Genomic DNA, 14,905 nt, shown 5'->3' on the forward strand with positions numbered 1-14,905 from the left:
TTATTTTCCTTGCGCTGGAGTCGCGTCAGCTACTGCCACCTTGGCGGCAGCCAGTTCTATGTTCTGACCATCCTTGAAACTGGAGCTCGGGCTGCGCATGACGACATCACCTGCCGCCAAACCACTGCGGATTTCATAATTGCCTGTGCGCTGGTCACGTTTGCCGATTTGCAAATCCACCTTGTTCAAGGTTTTGCCTGCAATTTTCCAAGCATAAGACTTGTCACCGGACTTGATGACAGCCGCTTCTGGCAGCATCAGGGCGCTGACAGTCGCCGCTTCAATATTCCCCTCGGCATACAGGCCAGAAACACTGGGTTGCTTGCTGTCAGCAAAGGCTACCAGCACTTCAACCTGGCGAGTAATCTCATTGGCCGCAGGATCAACCCGGGTGACCTTGCCACGGAACTCTTGCCCGGCATAACCATTGATGCGGAAACCTACAGGCTGGCCAACCTTGACCATGGCGATCTTGTCTGTCGATACACGGCCAGCAAAGCGCATACTGGTCGGGTCGATGACTTTAACCAGTTCCTTGCCTATGGCGGCAGTATCACCGGCAGATACCTTGCGTTCGCTGACGACGCCATCAAACGGTGCGCGCACGACCGTGCGTTGCAATTGCTGGCGCGCCACCACGGCGCGCGCTTTGGACGCTGATAATTCGCTTTGGGCAGTGTTACGGCGTACTTCAGCATCATCCAGTGCCTGCAAGGAAGTCATGCCGGAGGCACGCAGTGTTTTCAAGCGCTGCAAGGCACGCTCAGACTGGTCCAGCGCCAATGTGGCACTACGGGCGTTGTCTTCTGCGGAATTGAGGTTGTCGCGAATAGAGGTTTCATCCAGTTTGACCAAAATATCGCCACGTTTGACGACATCACCATTTTCTTTCAGCACTTGCAACACGACTGCGCTCACTTCTGCACGCAGATCAGCCTTGCGCTCTGGTTGTATGGAACCAGTCACAACAGGGCCGGATGCCATGGCATTGCTCTGTACCGTCATCACGTCCTCTGGTGCAATCACCAATTTGACAGGAGCTTTGTCTTTCTTGTCATTTACGCCACTTTTATCGGCAGCTGCACTGGCGCTGGAGCTTGCACTGGCACTTGAGCTTGCATCTGCTTTTTCCGCGGATTTGTCTTTGCTGCATGCTGCCAGAGCCGAGGCAATGGCAAGAACAAGTAGAGTTTTACGTAACATGATGGTCCCTGTCGCTATTAGTGTGGGGAAATTGGATGAGAAAGTATTCCCTGTAGTCTTGTCTAGTTCAATCGCCATGGTTTTAAAGTGCACTTTTTTATGGATGAAATGCTGATTTGGCGGATTGAAATGCAAACAGACTTGCTTGAATTACGGGGAATCAGACCCAAAGAGGAGTAATAAGTTCAGGAGAGTGCCAAAATTCCGGGCTCGGCCATGATGGATACGCGATGGATGCCCGACAGGTGTAATGTCATGCCTGACCCAGCATAAGCTGACGCAGGGCATCGACATAATTCTTGCTGACGGCTACCTCTGTACCGTTACGCAGCCTCAATTGATAACTGCCATTTCCAAGTACCTGCAAATGGGCGGGTTGATCTGCCCTGACGATGGCCCCCCGGTGAACACGGATGAACTGGCGGGGATCGAGGTATTCTTCCAGCTTGCTCAGAGGTACTCTGTGCAAGACCACACGCTTGTCCAGGTGTAGCTCTACATAATTACCTGCCGCACCTACCCAATAAACGTCAGAGAGCAGGATGTTCTCCATTTCACCGACAGACCTGACCGTGACCTGTTGCAGGTAAGCGGGTTTCTGTTCATCCAGGCCACGTTGACTGGCAGCAAGCCAGGCTGATAGTGCACGGCCGTAAGCAGGTTGCCGGGTCAGGCTCAGCATTTCCCTGGCCCGCTCCAGGGTTTTAGAAAATCGGTCAGGACTGAAAGGCTTGAGCACATAATCCAGTGCCTGCAATTCAAAAGCGTCAATCGCATGGACATTATAGGCAGTCACGAAGATGATCAAAGGTGGTCCTGGCTGCGCGGCCAGACTGCGCGCCAGTTCCAGGCCTGACTCTTTGGGCATTTGTATATCGAGAAAAACGACATCAACGGCATTTTCCGCCAGAAACTCGCGTGCTGTTGCTGCATTCTTCAATTCGGCCAGCACCTGCCATTCAGGATATTTGCTCAGGGCATAGCGCAGGGTAATACGCGCATGTTCTTCATCATCGACGATGATGCTGCGGATGGTGGCTATGTTGGCTGTATTAGCTGTAATGGCTGTCATTCTGATCTTGTTACCGGCATGCTGATCGTCACTACGAAACGGCCTGTAGTAGTCTCGGTCTGCAAAGACGCGGCATCGCCATAGGCCAGTTGCAGGCGTGCCAGTGTATTGCGCAAACCCAGGCCTACACCGGGATTGGCCGCAGCTTCGGCATGCACGGGGTTGCTGATGCGTATCAGCAGATTACCCTCGCTGCAGTCAAAACGGCACAAGATATCGCTGGCTTCTTCATGACAATCCAGATCATGCCGCAAGGCATTTTCTATCAGGGGTTGCAATAACAAGGGTGGACAATCGCAGGCCAGTACCTGCTCATCCACCCCTACTATGGCGATATGCAGGCGCTCCCCATAGCGCAGACGCTGCAGCGCCAGATAATCCTGCACAAAGGCAAGCTCCTCTGCAAACCTGACCCAGTTTTTATCTCCGGCGGCCAGCGCATAGCGCAATAGTTCGCTCAAGCCATGTATGCCATTCAGGGCGACATCCTTATTATCTGAAATGACCAGGGCACTGATGGCATTGAGGGCATTGAACATGAAATGGGGTTCCAGCTGCGCCCGCAAGGCCAGGGATTTTTGCTGCTCCAGCTCCAGCCGCAAAGCCAGGGCATCTGCTCTTTCCAGTGCCCAGGCACGCCCCCTTTCCTGGCTTTGCTGCCAGATCTTGATGGCGACCACGGCAAAATATACGGCACTGATGGACGACAAACGCAGCAAGGCCGCCAGCTTGTCGAAGACCTGCAGCTCTGCCTCTATCTGCCCCCAGTTCATGTCATGCGGGCCATCCAGGGTAAACAGCTTGCCGACATACAGCAATTGCCCGGGCAAAACAATCAGCAATAGCAGTCCATACCCTACCGCAATATGTCGCGCACTGCTATATAACCAGGGCCAGCGTTTGAAACAATAAGCCAGGATATAGCCAAGTATCGCCAGCGCTATCGCACTCCTGCCCCAGCTTTGAAAGATCAGCCAGAAGTCGCCCTGATTGCCTTCGCGCAAATCATCATTGAGAGAAGTCAGCGCACCGATCAGGCTGAGCGTGCTCCAGATGAATACATTCAACAGCAGTACCCTGGCCGCAGCCTGCCAGGTCTGTGGCGCTGGCTGCGGCACTGGGTTTGAAGAAGTATGAAAGCTGCTGGTATCCATACTTTGCAGTATAGCAGCGCAATCACACTGAAATTTTTGCTTGCCGGGTTTTCGTCACGGCAAGTATCGGTTTCATCACTCAGGACGGAAGTATTCAAGGCTTGTCTTCAGCAGGCTTTGCGTCTTTCTCTTTTTTCTTTTTTTCTGCATAACGCACAGGGATCAGATGCTTTTCCAGATCATGCAGGCTGGTGGACATTTCGCGTACATTGTCCCAGATGCTATGATCAAGGCGCATCTTATGGTTCATGGCGCTGATGATGGGCAATAAGGTTTGCTCATAACTTTCTGCCAGGCGCTTCAAGGTGGTTTGCAAGACTTCCTGATCGGGCATGTTGATGTGCACATCACTTCTTGCCTTCTGCCCGAGGGCGGCAATCTGCTCGCTGATATCGGCCAGCAGATTGGCAACCTTGGTGGCACCATCTGCATCTGCACCGCCCTGCTTGCGCAAACGGCTGAATTCATGCAACAGGTCTTGCCAGCGTGCCTGCTCTTCTGGCTGGGGCTGACCGAGCAGGTGTGCCAGTTTCAAGAGATTTTCTTCCGCGCCCATGGTCAGGGTCTGCGCCTCGCCGCGGTAGTGATCGCGCAATAAAAGATCCAGCTCATCATCATGCATCAATGCTGATATTTTTGGTGTCAGCTTGCTCATATTGCGGTAACTGCCTTGCAATTTGAATGCAGGCTCGGTACGGAATTGATCATCTTGTGAGGCAGAGGCGATGTAAGCCTGGTTCACTTTCAGCAAGGCATCACGCACTTTGAACAGGCGTTGCAAAAGCGCGCAGATTTCTGCAATTTCTTGCTGGCTGTAGACATGCTTCAAATCGCTGGCCGGTATGGGTTCACCCTGCGCCATCCGGATCAGTTGGTATGTATCTTGCGGGTCGCGTGTACTCAACAAATGCAGGGCCGGGTGTGACACCAGGGCATTTTCTATATATGACAGGGCAAAGGCATCTTCCTTGCCACTCAGCACATCACCCAGGTTATAAATATCGGCACGGTTTGCCAGCATGTCGGGAATTTTGAACATCTCACCCGATTCAGTATACGGGTTACCAGCCATGACGATGGCAAAGCGCTTGCCGCGCAAGTCATAACTCTGGCTGGCACCGCGCCACACACCTTCTATGCGGCGCGTGCCGTCGGCCAGGGCAATGAATTTTTGCAGGAACTCAGGATGGGTATGCTGGATATCATCCAGATACAGCATCACATTATTGCCCATGGCCAGACCGAGATTGAGCTTTTCCAATTCCATGCGGGCGGCGCTGCTGCTAGCCTGTGCAGGATCAAGTGAAGTGACATTGTGGCCCAGCACCGGGCAATTGATGCGGACAAAGATCATGCCCAACCTGTCGCCCAGGTATTCCATCAGCGTGGTCTTGCCATAACCCGGCGGTGAAATCAGCAAGAGCATGCCCATGGAGTCAGTACGTCTCTGCGCCCCGGCAGCACCTATCTGCTTGGCCAGGTTATCACCCACCATGGGCAGGTAGACTTCATCAATCAGGCGATTGCGGACAAAGCTGGACAAAGGCTTGGCCTGGAATTGCTCCAGATGCAGGCGGGCTTTTTCTTCCTGTACCAGTTGCAGGCGCAGGGTCTGCAATTCCTGATAGGCAGGAACGATGAGCTTCACATGATGCGAGAGACGGCGCATGAAGTCATTGAGTTGCAGATCAAGGGCCGGATTCTTGTCCTGTACGTCTGCCGGCGTAGTGATACGTACATGTTCACCCAGCATACCGCCAACCTGTACCTGCAAATCTGCCGAATGTATGTGGCGCGGTAAATTACACAGCAAGGCTGCACTGACCTCTGGCAAGAGATTCTGGTCGAGTTGCTGATGCGTGATATAGCCGTGCACCCATTCACTGGCGAGCTGCCAACGTGCATGTAAAGCCAGAGTCTGCTCTTGCCATGGCAGGGGAATCGCATTCCTGGCCAGATGCTGCAAGATACCCTGCATGATGTCATAGGCGGCGCGGCTGCATATCCATTCATGCGCCGTTGCGCGTTTGACGCCACCGGCATCCTGACTGAGTTCATCGAGCAGGTAGCTGGCTGCTTCTTCCATCAGCATGGACAGGGATTCTGTGCCTGCTTCCATGCAGTGACTGAAATCCAGATGCTGTTGCTGCACATATTTTTGCAAGGCTTGCTGCTGTTCGGTCGCGATCTGGCGTAACAGACGGCCGTTGCCAAATTGCTTGCTCATCAGTTCTGCCTGCTCGGCCTGATGTTGCAAAGTCTGCGCTGCTACTTGCAGACTGGGAGTATTGCTCAGGTGCTGCCAGTACAGCACAGCAACTGCCCTTGCCAGCGGGTTGTAGCGCAATAGCCCGGCATTCTCCACCATGGGAACCAGATTGCGCAGGATGGCGCTGGCATCATGATCATGCACACCTTTTTGATAGCCTTCCTGAAAACGTGCTGCAGCAAAGCGCCGCACCAGGGTATCGAGTGTTGCGGTATCAGTCTGTGCAGCAGCCTCCAGTAACTCTTGCCACTTGCCACTGCCTGTCTCTGCACGGGCGTTCTCCACGATCTGATAGGCCAGGTACTCTGCGCGATAAACCTGCCCGGATTCTGACAATATTTCCAGCCCCCAGTAGGGCCGCAATGCTTCAAGGCGGGAATCTTCAACCGCACAGAAATAATCGGTACCACTGATATGGTAAGACAGCTTGTCTTGTCTGGCGATAATGGTCAGGTCCAGCAATTGCTGGTTGACTGTAAATGCATGACGACCCAGGCGTATGGTATTGCCGCTCACCAGCTCACTGCGGTCACGCAAAGAACGCTGTGCTTGCTCACGTATATTCTTGAGTTGCCCGGCGAGGTCATCAGCAGCAACCTGATTACCCAGCTTGCGCAATTCTTCTATGCTGGCCTTGAGTTTATTGAGCAGGGAATCAGAGGCAAAATAAGCCTCCATTTGCGCCTGCTCCTGGAACTGTGTCAGGCGCTTGGGGATGCCAGTCAAGATGCGGCGTGCTGCTTCCATGATGGCCTGGGCGCGGCGCGAACGGGCATCGTTCAGGATTTGTTTCTTACCCTCGAAGGTTTCGTATACCGATTCGCGCTTGTGGGCGATCTCTGTCAGGTATTCATCCTGTTCGGCAAATCGGCCTTCCAGTTCTTCGAGCTGTGCCAGCAAACGTGTCAGCAATTCATCGCAACGTTCAGGCGTAGCGGCCTGTTCCAGCGCGCTGTCTACCGATTGTCCGAACAGTTTTAATTGCGCCGCAAATTCGGCAGCCGATTCACCTAGCGACAACTGCTTGCGGCGCAAGCGTGCCTCTGCCCGCAGTTTATTCAGCTCTGCATAAATGCCGGATATCGTATCGAGTATCCTGGTGCGCAGGCTGGCATCACCTACCGCCAGTGTCCCCAGCAATTCTGTCAAGCCATCGAGATTGTGCGCGTGCTTGTCCAAAGCTTCGTAGACGGGTGACAGTTCTGCCGTGGTTTGCAGGCTGCCCAGCTGGCTGCTGAATTTGGCAACTTCTTCATGGATTTTTACAAAGGCATCGTCGCGTGACAAGAATTGCACGGTGCGCTCGGCCACACGCCTTTCTTCAGTTGCCAGTTCATCGTCAAGTGCATGCAGGCGCGCCACATCCATATAACGCTGTTCTTTGAGCCCGGTCAACTGCCCGCGCAGCAAGCGTATCTGGTCCAACGCTGTAATGAAATCACCGGGTGCATGCCATAAGCGGCTGGCGGTTTCTGTCAGCAGCTGCTTTTGTGCAAACTCAGTTTGCTGCAAGGTTTTTCTGGCCTGGCTTTGTATGGCGGCGACCTTGTCAAACTCATCCAGGGTGGCGCGTGCCACTTCTATCAGGCTCTGTACATCCTTGCCGATTTCCCTGGCTTGTTCTGCACTCAGCCAATAATAGGCATCGATCAGGTGCCGGGCTTGTTTGGCGATCGCCTCATAGACAAAGCGACTGGGCAATTGCGCATTGCTGCTATCGTCCTGCTCACGCACTGACTTGGCCAGCGAATACAGTTCAGACAAGCCGCGTACCAGCTCGCGGTTACCTATCTTGCCAAAGAAACTTTGACGCGGGGCCTGCCTGGCGGCATGATCATCACTAAGAAAAGGTGTCTGCCATAATTGCATCGCATGGTTGCGGGTAGGCTCGTCGCTCTCGGCAGTAAACAGCATCATGCGCCCGTCGCCATAGCGGGCATACCCCTGGGCCAGCAATGGCTGTTCCAGTGACTTGTTGATGAGGTTGTAAGTCAGCAAAACATAAATGCCCGGTTCAACGCCATAAAACACATACAAGACATCTTCACCATTGGGGGACAGGACACGACGCTTGAATTGCAAGTCTGTGGGCAAGTCACTGAACAGGCGATGTTCACCGCTTTGCAGTATGTAACCACCAGGAAAAACGATGCCGTGGTCTTCTGGCAACTGCACGCAAGACCTGCCTATCGCATCCACTCTCATCACTTGCTGGGTGCGGCGCACATACACCAGATAACGGCTCTGGGTTTCGCGGTAAGGCTTTACCCGCAGCAGTATCAACTCACCCACAGCAGCGTAGGCAATCTCTGCGTCATTCAGTGACTGGTTGGCATCTTCAACCGGCTCGGCATAAATGCCCAGCCCCGTATCGGTATTGTTTTCTATCTTGACCGTCAGGTCGCCGCCTATGGATTCGACAAACAGGGTATCAAGGATATTGACGTGGGAATGCTTGCCAATGACATGCTGTTCCCGGGTGGCCGACAGCCATTCAAAATCATGTGCTGGTGGCAGGGCGACATCTCTTTCACCCCGGTTATCGATATAGCTGACCGTGCCATCATCTTTTATCTGCCAGCGAAACACGCGAATATCCGACATGCGTTCGCCTATCTTGAAGGCAGCCAGCAATTTACCCTGGTGCACACGCAGTTGCACCAACTGGGCATTTTTATAGTAACTGTAGAGTTCCCTGAACTCGTTGAGGAAACGGCTATCATTGAGGAAGGTATCCTCCAGCTTTACCGGTTCAAGCTCATGCTGCCCGCTGCTATTATCCAGGCGATACAGAGCAAACACATCTTCAACCCGGGTCTCTTGCCGCAATCCTATAAAGACGTTGTAACCCAGCACCAGTATGTCGCCAACCAGGACCAGGTCGCGCGATACGCAATTGTTTTCAGTGCGCGCACGGGTGCGTGCCAGCAGGCTCATCTCGTCACGGCCAAACTCTTCCAGCCTGGCACTATTGAGCAGGGCCGCCTTGTCGGATATCAGCTTGCCTTGATTATTGAGTCGCTGACGCAGCAGATCAAAACTGCCGGAATGTTCACCGGCAGCAGCTTGTGGATCTGAGTCATCAATTGCAGCATTGCTGCTTGTACTACTTTGTGTATTGCTGGACGCGGCTTGCTCAGGCATTGCATTCATTGCTGGGTTTTCCGTTTGTTTTTTCGTTTGCATATCAGGCAGTCATCAGCAACTGCATTGACGCGGAGAAAAGTGCAAGCCTGCACCTTTCTCCGGGAATCAGGTCATGCAAATCCGCCTTATGGCAAAACTTTCTCTACACCCTCTGCGCCCTTGCCCAGACTGTTGATCAGCGTGTGCAGGGCACTTTTCTGTTGTGCTGTACCCTGGGCATTCACTCTCGCCAAAAACGCAGACAAGGACAGGTTTTGCAATTCAGCAGATGACCCGCCAAGTGCCCCCACCAGGTCACGCAAATCATGCACCATGTCGCGCTCACCACTCAGGTGATTTTTCAGACCCACCTGCAAGGTTTTACTCTTCTGTATCGTGCCATCTATCCCCTTGCCTATCGCCAGGGCGTTGACAAAGCGGTCAAAGTAATCACCCTCACCACCAACGATATCGATATTGGCGTTTTGCAGTGCCTTGCCGAGTACCTCAGCCTGGTCTTTGGCAATATGTGTCTGTGCGTCCAGACCTTTCATGATTTGCTGATTGGAGATTTCCAGTTGCATACGGAATTCTTCATGTGCACGGGTTTCATCACTCATGGCAGCCATGGCTTCAAATTTCTGACGCAGGCCTTTGGACTCTGCTTCAAAGCGGGTTTGTATGACGTGAGCTTCCGCATCACCATGGGTGACTGTTGCACTGGCATCTGCCGTTTTGACATTGGCCGCAGCCAGGCCCATTTGCTCATGGCCCTGAGCCTCAGCCTGCATATGCAAGCGCAAAGATTCAGCATCTGCGGCCCCCTGTTTGGCAGTTGCTTCGGCACCGGCAATGCGGACATTGGCTTCTGCACGGCCCAGTTGTTCTTTACCCTTGGCTTCTGCTTCCATTTGCATGCGGGTTGATTCTGCCTGCGCGGCGCCCTGTTTCAGGATAGCTTCAGAAGCAGCGATCCTGACTTTGGCATCGGCCAGGCCAGGTGCTGCCAGTTCTGCTTCGCGTCCTTCAGCTTCGCGTTTTTTGGATTCAGCTCCTTTCTCGGCGACTTTCAATGCTGCATCTGCCAGTGTCAGATCTTGCGCTGCCCTGTGTTTAGCAGAGCGCTCTTCTGCTTCTGCTGCCTTGACTGTCAGCACCATTTTTTCTTCTGCACTGGCTTCTGCGATGATCACCACGCTCTTTCTCTGACGGTCAGCTTCAGCGACCACACGTACTTCCTTGATAGCTTCTTCCTGTTCGGCGACTGTGCGTTCCACCACGATGCGTTCACGAATGACGTCGGCAATCGCCTTCTTCTGGATTTCTATGGCTTTTTCTTTTTCTATGGTTTGCAGTGCCACTTCTCTTTCCCTGTCGACGACTTCGAGTTGACGGGCTCTGGTGACGCGCTCTTCTTCAATCGCGACAGCACGCTTGCGATTGTTTTCTGCCACTTCTTTTTCACGCATGGTATTTTCTTGCTGCACCAGTACAATCTGTTCCGACTGCAGACGTGCCAATTCAGATTTGGCATGTTCTTCAGCCTGGACTTTCTGGGTCTCGGCCTGTTCACGCGCACGTACCGAACCTATCTCACGCCCCTGACGCGATTCTGCATCGGATTGCTGACGTTCAAGTTCAAGTATGGCTTCACGGGTTTCCACATTCTTTTTCTTGATGCGCATTTCTTCATCGCGCTTCAATTCATTGGTGCGTATGCTTTCTATCGCGGTCAGCTCAGTGATTTTTTTGATACCCTGGGCATCGAGGATATTGTGGGCATCCATTTTATCCAGCGATGTTTGCTCGATATAATCAATCGCCGCATCTTCGAGTACATAACCAGACAGGTCATCACCAATCTGGCGAATGATTTCATCACGGAAGCGGTTGCGCGCCTGATACAGATCGACAAAGTCCATGGACTTGCCGACGGTCTTGAGTGCTTCTGCAAACTTGGCGGCGAACAGGCTTTCCAGCGTGTCCTGGTGCGAGGCGCGCGCGCAGCCTACCGCCTGCGCGACTTTCAGCACGTCTTGTGCAGTTTTGTTGACGCGGATAAAAAAAGTGACCTTGATGTCGGCGCGGATATTATCCATGCAGATCAGGCCATCCTTACCCATCCTGGCGATTTCTATGGTCTTCAGAGAAATCTCCATGAGTTCTTTTTTATGGATGATGGGGTAGACAATGCCACCAGTGAAAGTGACATCGGGCTCTGCTCTGAGAGTATTGATAATCATCGCATGGCCCTGTTCCACCTTGTGGTAGAACTTGGCGAACATCGCCAGTGCACCGAGTAACACAATAACGCCGAAGCCAATTGCGAGCAGCATGATGTCCATGAAATTCCTTTGTTTGTCTTTTGGTAAATTTAATATTAAATCTGCTCGGTAAGAGCACTTACTTCGTACTGCTGATTGCTGTCGTTATAGGCAAGCACGACCGCTATTGAATTCTTTTTCAAGGTGTTGGGGCTAGCTGCCCATACCCGGATATTGATGGCGACACCATGATCTTCAATTTCAGCCCGGCCAAATTTCTCATCCACGCTTTCTGTCACGATGCGGCAGCTATGGCCAATCAGGCTATGGTTGTCCCTGGCATAATGACGCACGAACAAACTGCGCATGGGTTTGATGAGGCTGGCAGAAATGGGGATAGATAAGGCCATGCCAGCCAGCAGCGTGCCACTGCCCACGACTAATTGCAGCATTGCCGTTGGTACCAAGGCCAGCAAATATTGATGTACCAGTGCAGTGAATAGCCAGGTAAAGAAAATGATGAGAGTCGCGACTATGGAAAAAGGTACTCCACCCAACCCCATTGCCACCAGATACCCCGCCATGGTATGCAGGTCGGCACTATCACCGTCTGCATGCGCATCATGATTGCCAACATCATGGTGACCAAGATGCAGCTCATGACCACCACCAGCATCAAGATGATGACCAAAATCAACCAGGCCAAATATGGACAACAGCCAGTACACGACAAGCACGCCCATCAGTACGCTGGGTATTGAGGTTGGAAAGCTGCTCAGCAACTGCCAGATATTCATGAATTTTCCCTGTCTATTATTTTTGTTGATATAAGCCGCATCGGTCAGTTCTTAAGTAAACACCGGGGTGATCGTAACAGGCTCCATCATGTCAGGATTATTTTTTTGTAAAATTGATCAACTCCTGATTCAAGCGCTCTTTAATCGCACGTTTATCTTCCAGATCTATGCCAAAGCGTTCAGCCAGCATGACGTAATCGGCGTCACTCAAAGTGACCGTCAGGCGCGGCCTGACAGGTTTGCTGTTGTAAGGCAAACCCAGTATCAGGCGTATCTGGTCAGAGGGAGATAACTGATTGTCGAAGGCGGCGCGGCGTACGGCTTCTATCACCTGTTTTTCAACATCAAACGCCACCTGCACCGCACGCAAGGCGGCATCAGAACTTGTCCAGCTTGACGATGTTTTGACCATGTGATTCTCAAGCATCTGTCTCGTTTAATTAGCGCCATCACTGGTCGCTGGCTTCATCATTGCCGCTTGCCGCGCACTGAATTTTGCCTGCAACCTGGCCAGGACCAGTGCCTTCTGGTCAGGTACCTGCCCTATGCCTGCGGCTGCCAGTTTCTGGTCGAGTGCTTTACCACCCAGTTCATTTTCCAGTGTATCTGCTGCATGCATCTGATCTGCCATGTCTTGATGGCGCTGCTTGATACGCTCCAGCGATTCTTTTGCACTCATGAGTTTGGAACCACTGGCACCCATGGTCTGGGAAATGGTAGCAGTCGCCTGATACACGCTCTCCGTGGTCTTCGCCATGGCGAGCTGGCGCTCATGCTCGCGCAAGCTGGTTTCGGCATTGCGTATCATGTCCTTGAGCTTGTTGATGTTTTCTGCGAACTCATTACGCGAGGCATTTTGTTCGCTAATCGCAATTTCCAGGTGGGCGAGCTTGCCTGCGACTTCTTCAGCCAGCACCAGCTCACTTTTTTGCATGGCCTGCAAAGCCAGTTCTTCATAGCGTGCCAGCTCTGCCTGCAGGCTTTCAATTTCCCGCGCTGACTGCATTTCTTTTGCCATCACGGCAGTCAGGTTTTGCTTGGCCCTGGCGACATGCGCCTTCGCTTCGACAATCTCTTGCTCATAAATGCTACTGGCATTCTGGTCAACCACACTTTGCCCGATTTCGCGCAAATTGCCTCTGAGCATAGTCAAAATTTTAGAAAAGACAGCCATGGTAGTCCCCTTATTTCAGATATTCAGTGAATACATCTAAAGCTTCAATCGCGTTATCGGCCACCATGGCGACATCGATGGCGATATCTTCCACCGATGCATCATGTGCCAGCGACCCATAAATGACATAGTGCTGTCCTATGCGACCAAAATTGGAAAGCGGGATAGAGATATTCAAATCCATCATGGCTTCCAGCATTTCTGCGCGGCGCTCTGGCTTGATTTCTTCTTCTGTCCACAGATAACAAATGCAGAGTACCTGGCTGGGGGATACTGTGACAAAGACGGGCAACTCGGCCTGGCTTTCTATGCTGATGCGCATGACCGGCACACCTTCGGGCTCGGTGACAGGCAATAAGCTGGCACTGACATCCGCCAGCCCCATGCGCCGGGACAGTATATTTTCTATACCTGCCAAGCGCTTCATCAGCTCTTCCATACAACTCCCTCAGTTCTTTAAGCAATTACAAAAAGGATACATGACATATTATGTCGCATTTTAGGCGTACGACATAAAATGTCAAGAGAGGAAAGTGAAAATATTTTTATGCTTTTTGCACAACCATTTAAGCATGAGTCAATATCAGTGAGATTTGTACCCGCACTCAGCGCAGTGAGATTTCAAGAAGCTGACAGGCAGCGTATAACCGCATCGTCCACTGGCTTGCCGCCTGGCAGGCATTCGCGCAGGGTCTTCCTGGCTTTGGTTTTGCTGGCGCTCACAGTTTGAGTGTCAGGTATCAACCAGCTTTGATAACGCGGCGTGAATACGCCATCGTGAGAATTACGAAAACGGAATGGCAGGGAAATGATGGTGCCGTTCTGGTTCACCTGTACATGAAAATGCAGGTGTGGCGTAGCGGAGTAACCACTGTTACCGGACAAAGCCAGGACATGCCCGGCTTCCACGCGCATACCTGCTTGCACCTGACTGGAGTTTTGCTTGAGATGGAAGTAATCAGCCCAGGTGCCGTCATCATGCAGGATGCGGACATAATTGGCCTTGTCAAAGAATTCGGCCTCAGTCCTGCCGTTGTCGGCAAACTGGCTGACCACTTCCACCACATAACCGGCACGCGCCGCCACTACTGTCGTACCCATCGGCATATCAATATCGACGGCATAACGGGTGGCAACGCTCTGATGGGTAAACTGCGGGCCATCGGCGGCTTGCACAATCTGGAAACCGTGACCAGCGGCAAAAGGAATTTGATAGCTGACATTCGCATCATGCCGGGCATTAGGGTCGCCCTGCACGAACTGACTACTGTAATCGATGGTATACCCAAATTGTGCGTTGGCAGCAGATATCTGCACCAATTCCATGCTTTGGCCACCCGTCAGTTGTGCCTGTATGGGCCACCTTTTGTTCGACGTCAGATTACTGAAACTGCCAAGCTGCAAGGTCACTGTGACTGGCATACGGCTGTTATTGGTCGCCAGCAAGGCATTTGAATAGGCACCTTTGACAGTCTCGATTTTCACCAGCTCATTGCGGGCATATGCTGACAAGGTAAAGCCGAGGAAAATCCCCAGGCTGAGCATGCTGTGAAAAAATATTCTATGTGACATGGATAAAGTTACGGCAACTGTTGACGCCCGGCACGCCGCCACATTGTGCGACTAGCCGCCTTTATGCTCTCCACTAAACCGGCATCGCGCAAGCTTTCAAGTGCCTGCACCACCATGGATACCGGGAGAGCTTCATCTGGCCAGTCTATCCAAAATGTGGTAATACCTTCTGCAGTATCAGCACTGTCAGGGTGCCTTTGCAGATACTCGCGTATGGAGTTCATGATAAATTCGAGATCTCGTGCCTGCATTATGCTTCCCCCTCTTTTGACAT

The 14,905-nt window shown here is 52.3% G+C and carries 10 protein-coding genes; all 10 read right to left on the reverse strand.

Going from position 1 to position 14,905, the window contains the following annotated elements; genetic code table 11:
- Nucleotides 1-1,203: an efflux RND transporter periplasmic adaptor subunit gene (locus AC07OI_RS01895; protein WP_495256108.1), complete on the reverse strand. Its 1,203-nt coding sequence runs from the start codon at nt 1,201-1,203 to the stop codon at nt 1-3.
- Nucleotides 1,204-1,456: 253 nt separating this feature from the next.
- Nucleotides 1,457-2,275, reverse strand: coding sequence for a LytR/AlgR family response regulator transcription factor (locus AC07OI_RS01900; protein WP_495256109.1), 819 nt, complete (start codon nt 2,273-2,275; stop codon nt 1,457-1,459).
- Complete coding sequence (locus AC07OI_RS01905; protein WP_495256110.1) at nt 2,272-3,429, reverse strand: sensor histidine kinase; 1,158 nt, start codon at nt 3,427-3,429, stop codon at nt 2,272-2,274. The genes AC07OI_RS01900 and AC07OI_RS01905 overlap by 4 nt, the downstream gene beginning before the upstream one ends.
- A gap of 94 nt (nt 3,430-3,523) precedes the next feature.
- Nucleotides 3,524-8,851, reverse strand: a complete 5,328-nt coding sequence (locus AC07OI_RS01910) for a DNA repair ATPase (RefSeq protein ID WP_495256111.1) — start codon at nt 8,849-8,851, stop codon at nt 3,524-3,526.
- A gap of 119 nt (nt 8,852-8,970) precedes the next feature.
- Nucleotides 8,971-11,169 carry a flotillin family protein gene (locus tag AC07OI_RS01915; protein WP_495256112.1) on the reverse strand — a complete coding sequence of 733 codons (2,199 nt, stop codon included), beginning with the start codon at nt 11,167-11,169 and terminating at the stop codon, nt 8,971-8,973.
- A gap of 35 nt (nt 11,170-11,204) precedes the next feature.
- Nucleotides 11,205-11,885 carry a ubiquinone biosynthesis protein gene (locus AC07OI_RS01920; RefSeq protein ID WP_495256113.1) on the reverse strand — a complete coding sequence of 227 codons (681 nt, stop codon included), beginning with the start codon at nt 11,883-11,885 and terminating at the stop codon, nt 11,205-11,207.
- 97 nt (nt 11,886-11,982) lie between these two features.
- The gene (locus tag AC07OI_RS01925; protein ID WP_162044841.1) at nt 11,983-12,297 is read right to left on the reverse strand and encodes a hypothetical protein; all 315 of its coding nucleotides are present in this window, start codon (nt 12,295-12,297) and stop codon (nt 11,983-11,985) included.
- 24 nt (nt 12,298-12,321) lie between these two features.
- Entirely contained in the window at nt 12,322-13,059 is a 738-nt protein-coding gene (locus tag AC07OI_RS01930) for a PspA/IM30 family protein (RefSeq protein ID WP_495256114.1), read from the reverse strand.
- 10 nt (nt 13,060-13,069) lie between these two features.
- On the reverse strand, nt 13,070-13,486 hold the full coding sequence (locus tag AC07OI_RS01935) for a DUF2170 family protein (RefSeq protein ID WP_492703963.1): 417 nt from the start codon (nt 13,484-13,486) through the stop codon (nt 13,070-13,072).
- Nucleotides 13,487-13,680: 194 nt separating this feature from the next.
- A complete protein-coding gene (locus tag AC07OI_RS01940; protein ID WP_495256115.1) occupies nt 13,681-14,631 on the reverse strand; it encodes a M23 family metallopeptidase in 951 nt (316 codons plus the stop codon).
- Between the last annotated feature and the right edge of the window lie 274 nt (nt 14,632-14,905).

The sequence above is a fragment of the Undibacterium sp. GW821-FHT07F11 genome (genome assembly GCF_059418665.1).